This is a genomic window from Skermanella sp. (assembly GCF_059503625.1).
The window spans coordinates 1-10338 of the sequence record NZ_JCACHA010000754.1; the positions used below are offsets into that span (position 1 = coordinate 1).

The window sequence follows — 10338 nt, forward strand, 5'->3', positions numbered from 1 at the left end:
ATTGGGTTGATGATCTCGATACCTGTAAAATCCCTCTCGTTGTCAGTGACGACGACACATCCGTTTGCCTCGGCAATCGCTGCGATGATCGTGTCCAAGCCGCTGCGCGGGCGGCCTTTCGTTTTGCCGTCTGCCATCAGCCGCGCCCAGATCAGACCTGCTTTGTCGTCGAATGCGAGGATACGATCCCTGAAGAGGGCTTGGGGGCCTTCAGGCCCTGAGAACCACGCCTCCAGCTGATTACGCTTCTTGCCCGCAGGCTTTTCGAGGACACCACGCTGGATTTCAGCGAGTGTGAGGGAAGAGATGAATAGGTCCGTGTCTGCCCGTTCAGACATCCAGGCTAGGAGAGATTCCGACGGCGTTGGTTTGGTTATGTTGCTGAGAATGTTAGTATCGAGCAGATAGCGCATCAAAGATCGACCTTGCGGCCTTCCTCGCGGGGACGGCTCAGATCGAGATCGGCACCCACTAGGGGTGAGCGCCGGAAGGCCGCCAGTACGCCTCCCTTCTTTGCCTCACCGGCAATAGTTTGGCTGACTGCCGCCCGCAGGCGCGATGCGTCCGGACCGTCCTCAGCCAGACGGCGAGCCAAAGATCGAATGAGTTCACGATCTGCATCACGACCGAGCACCTCGAAGCGCGCCAACCCGCGCTCGCTAAGGCGAGATCGATAGTTCTGAATGGCGCGCTTTTGTGAGTTGCCCATCAGAGTCTCCGGCTGGGGACTGTCGCCTTCAGGCGACTGAGGAAAGCCGGTCGCCCGAAGGGCGAAGAGCACGCTTGCAGTAGATAAGCGTCGGTCATATACTTCTCCGTATGAGTGCTCCTCGCTACGCCAAGAACGCGGGGGCAGTGTTTTCGTTGAAGTACCACGTTGTCTGGTGCCCGAAATACCGCCGTCCCGTCCTGATCCCGCCGTTCGATGAACGGCTGAAGCAGGTATTGGCGGAGGTGGCGGAAGATCACGGCATGACGATCCACGCTCTGGAGGTCATGCCCGACCACGTTCACGTCTTCGTTGAGGCCGATCCGACGATGGGCGTTGCCGAAATCGCGAACCGGCTGAAAGGCCGAAGCAGCCGAGTGCTTCGCCAAGAGTTCCCGACATTGCGGTCCAAGCTCCCGACGCTGTGGAGCCGCAGCTACTTCGCCGCGACGGTGGGTGCGGTTTCGGAACAGACGATCCGCCGCTACATCGCGGAACAGAAGGGTAAGTGACGGATGCCCCTTCTCTCGTTCAAATACCGCCTCTTTCCCACGGAACCGCAAGCCGTGGCCTTGACGGACATGCTCGGGAGCTTCTGCGACCTCTACAACGCCTGTCTCCAGCAACGGATCGAGGCGTACCAGCGGCGGGGCAAGTCGCTCGGCTACATCGATCAAGCCAACGAACTGAAAGCAGTTCGGCTGGTTGACGAACGGCTGGCCGGTTATAGTTACTCGGCGGAACAGCAAGTCGTCCGCCGTCTGGACAAAGCATTCAAGGCGTTCTTCGGCAGGGTCAAGAAGGGCAAGGGCGGCTTTCCCCGCTTCCGGGCGAAAAGCATGTTCGACAGTGCCGACTTCCGGGTTGGAGACGGGTTGACGATCCGCAAGAGCAGGAAGCTCGGCATCGTCGGCATCCCCGGCGAGATCAAGGCGCGGTGGCACCGCGATCTTCCGGCTGGAGCCAAGATCAGTACCGCCGTCGTGATGCGGTCCTGCGGTAAATGGTACATCCGCTTCTCGGTCGAGACACCGGACGCCTACGGCCCGCACCCGTTCCGGGAGGCGGTTGGTGTCGATGTCGGCTTGACCAGTCTGATCGCCACGTCGGACGGCTACATGGTGCCGACGCCGAAGTGGGTCGGCAAGGCATCGAAGAAACAGCGACGCCTCCAGCGTGCCCTCGCCCGGTGCAAGCGGGGCAGCAAGGGTAGACTGCGGGCGAAGATGCGGCTGGCTCGGCACGCCGCCCGGACGGCCAACCAGCGGCGGGACTTTGCCCACAAAGTCTCCCGCGATCTGGTCAACCAATACTCTCACATCGGGCTTGAGGACCTGAACATCACCGGGATGGCGAGCGGGATGCTCGCCAAGTCCGTACTCAATGCCGCGTGGGGTCAGTTGATCTCGTTCACCGACTACAAAGCCGCGAATGCTGGTGGTCTGGTCGCGAAGGTCAACCCCCGTGGAACTTCCCAGGAATGCGACTGCTGCGGAATGGTGACGCCGAAGACGCTGAACGACCGCATCCACGACTGCCCCGGCTGCGGGACGGTTGAGGATCGGGACGTTCACTCCGGTAAAGTCATCAAGCATCGAGCGTTTCCCTGGACAAAGGGGGCAGGAGCGGCCCTTGAAGCGTCAAGCCAGCGGGTTGCCGCATAGCTTGCTTCAGAAGCCGTCCGCCTTCAGGCGGCGGAGTGTTCACCAACTCCTCCTGCTATTTCCAGTAATATACCCGGAGGAACGCGTACAAGCAAGGCAACTTCGTTGTCATTTGCGCTGGGTCGGATTGCTTGGAGGCTATGCCCCTTTACGCGGCACAATCTATCGCTGACGCTCGATCGGGACGGTATCCCCGACGTTCCGCACTGGTGAGTGCGTTCGCACTCTCGCCATTGCCTTCGATCCGCTTGTGCAGGCTGGTTATTCCCGTCCGTACCGGTTGCTCTTGCACTTTGCACCCCCCGGTCTCGCCGACGGGCAGGGTTTGATAGAATATGCAACGCTATCGTATCCATTGAAGCCACTGAAGCGAGGGGCAGCGCGACTGGAAGCCGGCGTCTATGGACGGTGTCGATGAAGCCGTCTCATCACCCTGAGACGCGATCAGAGCATTGATTTTTAGTACCAATATTATTCAGCATCGATCGGTTGATCAAATTCTTGATTGGATTGACGTGGAATACCGCCACCCACGATCACGCCCGGGGTCCAGATCGAAGCGCAATTTTTTGTGGGTGAATACCCGGCTTTGACAGGGTGGTGACAGGCTGATCTGCTAAATATCCAGTGACGAGCAGGTAATCTGAAGGCTGCGAACCGCTTCGATAAGTTGACCAAGAAGATAGTTTCAAATGAATCCTGTTGAGAGTACAGGATGATCCGGTCCTGACGCCCAGGTTTTGCTCGGAATCAAACCATAAATTATGGGGGGACGACATGCAGGTCACGGGAATGCTCCATGGCGCCAAGCTGCTGCAATTCGCCGGGTTTCCGACGTCGGAAGTCCTGGGGCCGGCGGCTTCGGAAGGCGAGATCAAGGACCTGATCGCCCGGCACGGGTCCGTTTTCGTCAAGCCCGTCTTCAAGGGCGGCGTCGGCAAGAAGGGCAAGGCGGGTCTGCTGGGGCGCGCCAAGGACCTTCAGACGGCGCTCAAGGAGAAGGAACGGCTTTATTTCGCCGAGCACAGGGTCGGCAACAATTTCTACAAGGCCAACGGCGTGACCTTCGAGGGCGCGGTGCCCGCCGAGCACGAGGTCTATTTCTCGATCACCGACAGCACCCGTTTCCGTGCCCCGACGATGACGCTGACCCATCACGGCGGCGTCGATATCGAGGAAATCGACAAGAGCCTTGTCGCCAGCATCCCCTTCGATCCGCTAACCGGCCTGAAGGCCTTCGTGGTCGCCAATGCGCTGACCGAACTTAAGGCGCCCAAGCAGATCATCTCTCCCCTGGTGCAGCAGCTGCCCAAGCTGTGGGAGCTGTTCCACAATTTCGGCATGACCACGCTGGAGCTGAACCCGATCCGGATGCGGGCGGACCGGCAGGGGCGGCTGACGCCGGTCGCCTGCGACTTCAAATGCGGCTTCGACCGCGACGACCCGCGCTGGGGCCGGCTGAACCTGCCGTCCGACCTGTTCGCGGTGGACTATTCCGACTTCGAGCAGGAGATCAACCAGCTCCGCACGTATCAGGGCCAGAGCGACGTCTATGTGATCAACCCGGCCGGGACGATCCTGGCGCCGACATTCGGCGGCGGCGCCAATTCGCTGGTGACGGAGATGCTGGGCGACAACGCGATCATCTCGTCCGACTTCGGCGGCAACCCGCCTTACGAGAAGATGCGGGAGGTCGCACGGATCTGCTTCAAGCACTGGCTCCGGCAGACCAACGTGCTGTTCATCATCGGCGGCAAGTCGAACAACACCGACATCTTCGAAACCTTCCGCGCCATGGCGGATGCCCTGCGCGAGCATTTCAGCGCGCACGGCCCTACCCCGCTGCATGTCGTGGTCGGACGCGGCGGGCCGAACCTGATCCGGGGCATGGGCGCCATGCGCGACACGCTGGAGGCGCTGGGCGTGCCTTATCACATCTTCGGCTTCGACAGCGACATGAGCGAAGTCGTCGGATACGCCCGGCAAATAGACGAGTGGATGAAGGCGGGCGGGCGCGACCAGATCGCAGCCAGCCTGAAGAACGCCCGCGCGGCGGCCTGAAAAAGAATCCCGGAGGAAACGACGATGTTCAAGCAAGGGTTCGGCGAATTCAAATACTATGTCGGCATCAACTCTCTAGCACAGATCGCGACGCGCCAGGACCGGGTCTGCGTCCTGAATATCCTGGGCGGGGAGTCGAAGGACGTGACGCCGGTCGGGCACGTCTATTCCGGCGGCAACGTCGTGTTCGGCACGTCGCCGGGGCGAAGCGGTCAGGTACTGGAAACGTCGCTGGGGGACGTTCCCGTCTATAACAGCGTGCGCGAGGGCATGCAGGCGGGGCACCGCTTCAACTGCGGCGTCGTCTACCTGCCGCCGTCGGCGGCGCGCGATGGCGTGGCGGAGCTGATACGGGTCAACCCGGAACTCAACAAGATCTTCATCGTGACGGAAAAGCTGTCGGTCCACGATGCCCGCGAGATCCGGGCGATGGGCCAGCAGAACGGCATCGACATCTTCGGCGGCAACAGCCTGGGCGTCGCGGATGCCTGGAACGAGGTGCGGATCGGTGGGGCGCTGGGGGGCGACAACCCGGCGGAGGCGCTGAAGAAGGGCTCCATCGCGATCCTGTCGAACTCCGGCAATTTCACGACGACGATCGCGACGTATCTGCGGATGGCCGGCTGGGGCACGACGACGGCGATCTCCAGCGGCAAGGACATCTATATCCACTATGCGGCACCCGAGTTCGCCTTTGCGCTGGCGAACGACGCGCGCAGCAAGGCCGCCGTGCTCTATGCCGAGCCGGGCGGTCATTACGAACTTGAGGCGGACTTCAATAAGCCGGTGGTGGCCTGCGTCGTCGGGCGCTGGAAGGCGCGGCTGACGCGGGCCGTCGGGCATGCGGGGGCCATGGCCGGCGGGGACGACGATGCCGGGGCCAAGGAACAGTGGTTCATGGCGAAGTTCGGCGTGGACGGCATCTTCACGCCGGAGAACCCGGTGTTTTCGGCGCGCGGCGCCGTGGTCACCAACATCGCCCATATCCCGATGGCGCTGACCGCCGTGATGCGGGAGAACGCGACGCGGCCGGACTTTCCGCCGGAGGGCAGTCTGGCGCTGAAGCCGTGGTTCGCCTCGACGCGGGGCATCTCGCTTCCCGCAGCGCTCGATTTGCCGGTGGTCGAGGCGGTGGCGCCGTACAACGAGCAGATCGCCTTGCTGAACCGGCAGGTCGGCGCGGTGTTTCCGCGCCAGACGCTGAAGGACGCGTCGGGCGCATCGCAACTGGACCCGAAGACCCAGGTCGCCAGCCTGAACGGTGTCACGATGCTGGACGCGGCGCAGAACCCGCTGGAGACCAACATCGCCCTGGCGCTGGTGCATGAGGCGGGCGGCGACAACGACCGGGCGCTGGTCAACGCGGCGGTAGGGTCGTTCCTGAACCTTCACGGCACGCCTGCCCTGGTGGCGGCGCAGGCGTCGCGGGAGGACGGCAACGCGCCTAATGCGGTGATGGCTGCGGCGGCCTGCCTGATCGGCCCGAAGCGGGTCGAGCCGGCGCGGCGCGCGGTGCGGTTCCTGGTCGATGCTTTCGCCGGAGCTGGCCTGAAGACGGCGCTGGACGAGGAATTCGACTTTGCCGGCGTGGTCCCGGACGAGGCGATGCGTGGCGTCCTGGCGGGGAAGAAGGAGGATGCCGAGGCGGAGGCCCTGCTGGCGGGGCTGCGGGAGCGGGGTGCGCGGTCGGTCTTCGTGCGCTATCTGGAAAGCCTGGGCGGACATCCGACGGCGGATGGGGTGCTGGCGGCAATTTCAGCGACGCTTGCCTGGGGTCCGCTGATGCGGAAGCGGATTTCCCTGCTGTCGGTCGAGAACCTGCCATGGGGGATAAAGCTTGCCGGCACGCTGCTGGGGGCGTCGGTCCCGGCGGAGCGGCACGAAGCCGGACGCTTCTGCGGTGTTTCGAATGAGGAAATCCTGGGACGCCGGTCGCTGACGGAGGTGGCCTATCTGGGGCTGCTGGGGCAGGAGCCCCGGCCCGAGGACCTGTTCGTCTTCCAGACCTTGATCGGGTTGCTGCTGACCAACGGTCCGGGCGCCATCAGCATCCAGGGCGTCAAGGGAGCCGTGTCGGCCGACGGGCCGGAAACGCCGGAGCGGGTGCAGCTCAACAAGGCGCTGGTCGGCTTCCTGTCGCACAGCGGCTATGCGCATGGCGGCAACGGCTACGAGGGCATCGCCTTCCTGCTCGACCAGTTCCGCGACGCCGACCTGAACGACCCGGGCGACAGCGGCCACGGCCTGGACATGAAGGCCTTGGCGGCGCGCTACACGGAGGTCTACGCCCGGTACAAGTCGAACCGGAAGACGGCGGGCAGCCTGGACATCCAGAAGATCCCCGGCGTCAACCACCCGGTGTTCAAGGACAAGCCGGTCAACCACGACCCGCGCGAGGTCTTCATCTGGAACCTGATGCGGGAACGCGGCGAGTACAACGTCTTCCACGACTATTACCGGGCCCTGGTGCAGGCGCTGTTCGACGCCGGCGTTTCCCGCACCGTCTATTGCGTCAACATCGATGCCGTGATCGCGGCGCTGCTGCTCAAGATGCTGTGGCAGCCCTACCGCAGCGGCGCATGTCCGGCGGCGGCCCTGGATACGGCGGCCTTCACGCTGTTCCTGTACGCCCGCATGATCGGCAGCCTTGCGGAGGCGGACGACCATCTGAACCGGGGACGCAACATGGATACCCGGACACCGGCATCACAGTGCAAGTTTGTTGCGTGAGCACGACCGTATAGTTGTTACCGGCGGGAACTGAAGATCAAGTGGTGGCATAGCGAAGAAGGCGCCATTACTTCGGTTCCCTCCGTACTCGAACTTGACGGCAAATCCAAACCGAAATTTCCGGCCTGTGCGCCGCAACTATATCGAGCGGTCATGGTTCATGGGAGCGAGCTTTCCACGCTCCCGAACCAACAGGGATATCAATGCCGGACTTGACCAATACCAGCCGCACCGTCGAGGCGGGCGACCATACCGTGCTGGGTGCAACATGGACCGGCGAAGGGACGAACTTCGCCATTTTCTCCGCCCATGCCGAACGGGTGGAACTCTGCCTCTTCGACGAGAAGAGCGGTGAGGAAGTCGAGCGGATCACGCTGCCGGAATACACCAACGAGATCTGGCACGGGTTCCTGCCCGGCGCCGGTCCGGGCACGCTCTACGGCTACCGGGTCCACGGTCCCTACGATCCGGAGAACGGCCACCGCTTCAACCCCAACAAGCTGCTCCTCGATCCTTATGCCAGGGCGCTGCATGGCGAGGTCGAGTGGTCGCCGGCCCATTTCGGCTATATCCTGAACGACGAGGAAAAGGACCTGTCGTTCAACGCCGACGACAGCGCCAAGGGGATGCCGAAGGGCATCGTGGTCGATCCCAACGCCTATGACTGGAAGGGCGACGACAAGCCGCGCATTCCCTGGGCGAAGACGATCTTCTACGAGACCCATCTGCGCGGCTTCACCAAGCGGCACCCCGCTTTGGCCGAAGAGCTGCGCGGCACCTTCGACGGCATGGCCGACAAGGCGATCGTCGACTACATCAAGAGCCTCGGCGTCACCTCGGTCGAGCTGCTGCCGATCCACGCGTTTCCGGACGACGAACACCTGATGTCCAAGGGCCTCACCAATTTCTGGGGCTACAACACGATGGCGTTCTTCGCGCCGGAACAGCGCTATCTCGGGCCGGGCGGGCTGAACGGCTTCCGCGACATGGTGCGGACGTTCCACGACGCCGGGATCGAGGTGATCCTGGACGTCGTCTACAACCACACCGCCGAGGGCAACGAGCTGGGGCCGACGCTGTCGTTCAAGGGCATCGACAACTTCAGTTACTACCGGACGATGCCGGAAGAGCCGCGCTACTACATCAACGACACCGGCACCGGCAACACCGTCAACACGTCGCATCCGCGCGTCCTTCAGATGATTCTGGATTCGCTGCGCTACTGGGCGACCGACATGCATGTCGATGGCTTCCGCTTCGACCTGGGCACGATCCTGGGGCGCGAGCCGCACGGTTTCGACCAGCGCGGCGGCTTCTTCGACGCGGTCGGGCAGGACCCGGTGCTGAGCAAGGTCAAGCTGGTCGGCGAGCCGTGGGACATCGGACCGGGCGGCTATCAGGTCGGCGGCTTCCCGCCCGGCTGGGCCGAGTGGAACGACAAGTACCGCGACACCGTCCGCGACTACTGGAAGGGCACGGAAGGGGTCATGCAGGACCTGGCCGCGCGGGTGACCGGGTCGGGCGACGTCTACGACATCCGGGGCCGCCGGCCGTGGGCGGGCGTCAACTTCATCACCGCCCACGACGGCTTCACCCTCAACGACACCGTCTCGTACAACGAAAAGCACAACGAGGCGAACGGCGAGGACAACAACGACGGCCATTCGGACAACCGGAGCTTCAACTACGGCGCCGAGGGCCTGACCGACGACGAAGGCATCATCGCCGTCCGCGAGCGCCAGAAGCGCAACTTCCTGGCGACGCTGCTGCTGTCGCACGGCACGCCGATGATCCTGGCGGGCGACGAGTTCGGCCGCTCCCAGGGCGGCAACAACAACGGCTACTGCCAGGACAGCGATATCTCGTGGGTGGACTGGGAAGGCATCGGCGACAGCGGCAACGCGCTGATGGCGTTCACCCGCCGGCTGATCAAGGTCCGCCAGTCGCAACCGATCCTGCGGCGCGAGAGCTTCCGGGACGGCATGGTGGTCAACTGGTTCAATCCCGGCGGCGGCGAGCAGACGCCGGAGCATTGGGAAGACGCCGGCGTCAAGTCGATAGCGCTCCGCCTGTCGCGCGAAGACCTGACCGGCGAGGGTGAGTGGAACGACGTCATCGTCGCGTTCAACGCCTTCGACGGGCCGGTGCCGTTCAAGCTTCCCGAACGCGAAGGCCGGGTCTGGAAGGCGGTGATCGACACCAACGCGCCGGATGGCGAAGGCTTCGAGACGCCGGGCGGCGAAGAGGCCGTCGAAGTGGCGGCGCGGTCGCTGGTGGTGTTCGTCTAAGCGTCCGGTTCAGCCGGGAAGCGCCTGGAGGGAGGTATCCGGACCACGGTCCGGGCATCTCCTTTCAAGGGCGATCCGGCTCCTCGTCGATAGCCCGCAATAGCCCATTATGCCAAAAGGCATCTTCGCCCGACATCCCGCATAGCACCATTTATCCGCGATAAAGAGTTAATTTTATCTTTATCGCGTTCAATTTTTCGTGCAGTGTTTCTCCAACGCGGAAACGAACGCGTTACGAAATACCGTCCCGGATTACGCAGCCTTTCATTCCTCTAATGTTTTCGGAGACCGCCGCCATGACCTCGTCCCGCACCGTTCTGATCGAGTCCAACCAGCTTTTCCGTCAGGGTCTCAAGCATCTTCTGGCCGATACCCGCTTCGCGGTCGAGGTCGAGTTCGGCACGACGGCGCAGGCCCTGGCGAACGCCGAGGCCGCAGCGGCTTCCGGCATGGTGATCACGGGACTGGCCGGCAAGGAGCCGGGCGACCTCGACATGCTGCGCAACGCCTATCCGAACGCCCGCATCGTGGTGCTGGCCAGCGACCTGTCGGTGGATACGCTGCGCGACGCCATGACGTCGGGCGCCGACGGCTTCCTGATGAAGGACGTGTCGCCGGAAGCCCTGATCCAGTCGCTCCAGCTGATCATGCTGGGCGAGAAGGTGTTCCCGACCAACCTCGCCTCCATGCTGCTGGACATGAACGCCATCAGCCCGCAGCAGTCGATCCGCGGCCTGTCGCCGCGTGAGCAGGAAATCCTCCAGGCGCTGGTGACCGGCGCCAGCAACAAGATGATCGCGATCAAGCTCGGCATCACCGAAGCGACCGTCAAGGTCCACCTGAAGACCCTGCTGCGCAAGATCGACGTCAACAACCGCACCCAGGC

8 protein-coding genes are annotated in these 10338 nt (G+C 63.2%); 6 read left to right on the top strand and 2 right to left on the bottom strand.

The window, feature by feature from the left end; all coding sequences use genetic code 11:
- Together AC5JJ6_RS26055 and AC5JJ6_RS26060 are read right to left on the bottom strand one after the other, a co-directional pair.
- On the bottom strand, nt 1-413 hold a 413-nt coding region (locus AC5JJ6_RS26055; RefSeq protein ID WP_496044861.1), incomplete at its 3' end, for a type II toxin-antitoxin system VapC family toxin.
- On the bottom strand, nt 413-709 hold the full coding sequence (locus AC5JJ6_RS26060) for a hypothetical protein (protein ID WP_496044862.1): 297 nt from the start codon (nt 707-709) through the stop codon (nt 413-415). The genes AC5JJ6_RS26060 and AC5JJ6_RS26055, both read right to left, overlap by 1 nt.
- 110 nt (nt 710-819) lie before the next feature.
- On the opposite strand from AC5JJ6_RS26060, the gene tnpA reads away from it, so the two are divergent.
- The 6 genes from tnpA to AC5JJ6_RS26090 form a co-directional block, all read left to right on the top strand.
- Nucleotides 820-1221 (top strand): IS200/IS605 family transposase, encoded by a 402-nt coding sequence (tnpA, locus tag AC5JJ6_RS26065; protein ID WP_496044863.1) that lies wholly within the window; start codon nt 820-822, stop codon nt 1219-1221.
- A gap of 3 nt (nt 1222-1224) precedes the next feature.
- Nucleotides 1225-2373 (top strand): RNA-guided endonuclease InsQ/TnpB family protein, encoded by a 1149-nt coding sequence (locus AC5JJ6_RS26070; protein ID WP_496044864.1) that lies wholly within the window; start codon nt 1225-1227, stop codon nt 2371-2373.
- Nucleotides 2374-3150: 777 nt separating this feature from the next.
- Complete coding sequence (locus AC5JJ6_RS26075) at nt 3151-4434, top strand: ATP citrate lyase citrate-binding domain-containing protein (RefSeq protein ID WP_496044865.1); 1284 nt, start codon at nt 3151-3153, stop codon at nt 4432-4434.
- A gap of 24 nt (nt 4435-4458) precedes the next feature.
- Nucleotides 4459-7164, top strand: a complete 2706-nt coding sequence (locus AC5JJ6_RS26080) for a hypothetical protein (protein ID WP_496044866.1) — start codon at nt 4459-4461, stop codon at nt 7162-7164.
- A 203-nt stretch (nt 7165-7367) separates the two neighbouring features.
- Nucleotides 7368-9452 (top strand): glycogen debranching protein GlgX, encoded by a 2085-nt coding sequence (glgX, locus tag AC5JJ6_RS26085; RefSeq protein WP_496044867.1) that lies wholly within the window; start codon nt 7368-7370, stop codon nt 9450-9452.
- Between the two features lie 296 nt (nt 9453-9748).
- Nucleotides 9749-10338 (top strand): LuxR C-terminal-related transcriptional regulator (locus AC5JJ6_RS26090; RefSeq protein WP_496044868.1); only part of this gene is annotated, 590 nt, incomplete at its 3' end.

What these genes read in the sequence shown, in the direction of transcription:
- AC5JJ6_RS26075 (WP_496044865.1), top strand. Translation starts at nt 3,151, where the DNA reads ATGCAGGTCACGGGAATGCTCCATGGCGCCAAGCTGCTGCAATTCGCC.
- AC5JJ6_RS26080 (WP_496044866.1), top strand. Translation starts at nt 4,459, where the DNA reads ATGTTCAAGCAAGGGTTCGGCGAATTCAAATACTATGTCGGCATCAAC.
- tnpA (WP_496044863.1), top strand. Translation starts at nt 820, where the DNA reads ATGAGTGCTCCTCGCTACGCCAAGAACGCGGGGGCAGTGTTTTCGTTG.
- glgX (WP_496044867.1), top strand. Translation starts at nt 7,368, where the DNA reads ATGCCGGACTTGACCAATACCAGCCGCACCGTCGAGGCGGGCGACCAT.
- AC5JJ6_RS26070 (WP_496044864.1), top strand. Translation starts at nt 1,225, where the DNA reads ATGCCCCTTCTCTCGTTCAAATACCGCCTCTTTCCCACGGAACCGCAA.
- AC5JJ6_RS26060 (WP_496044862.1), bottom strand. Translation starts at nt 709, where the DNA reads ATGGGCAACTCACAAAAGCGCGCCATTCAGAACTATCGATCTCGCCTT.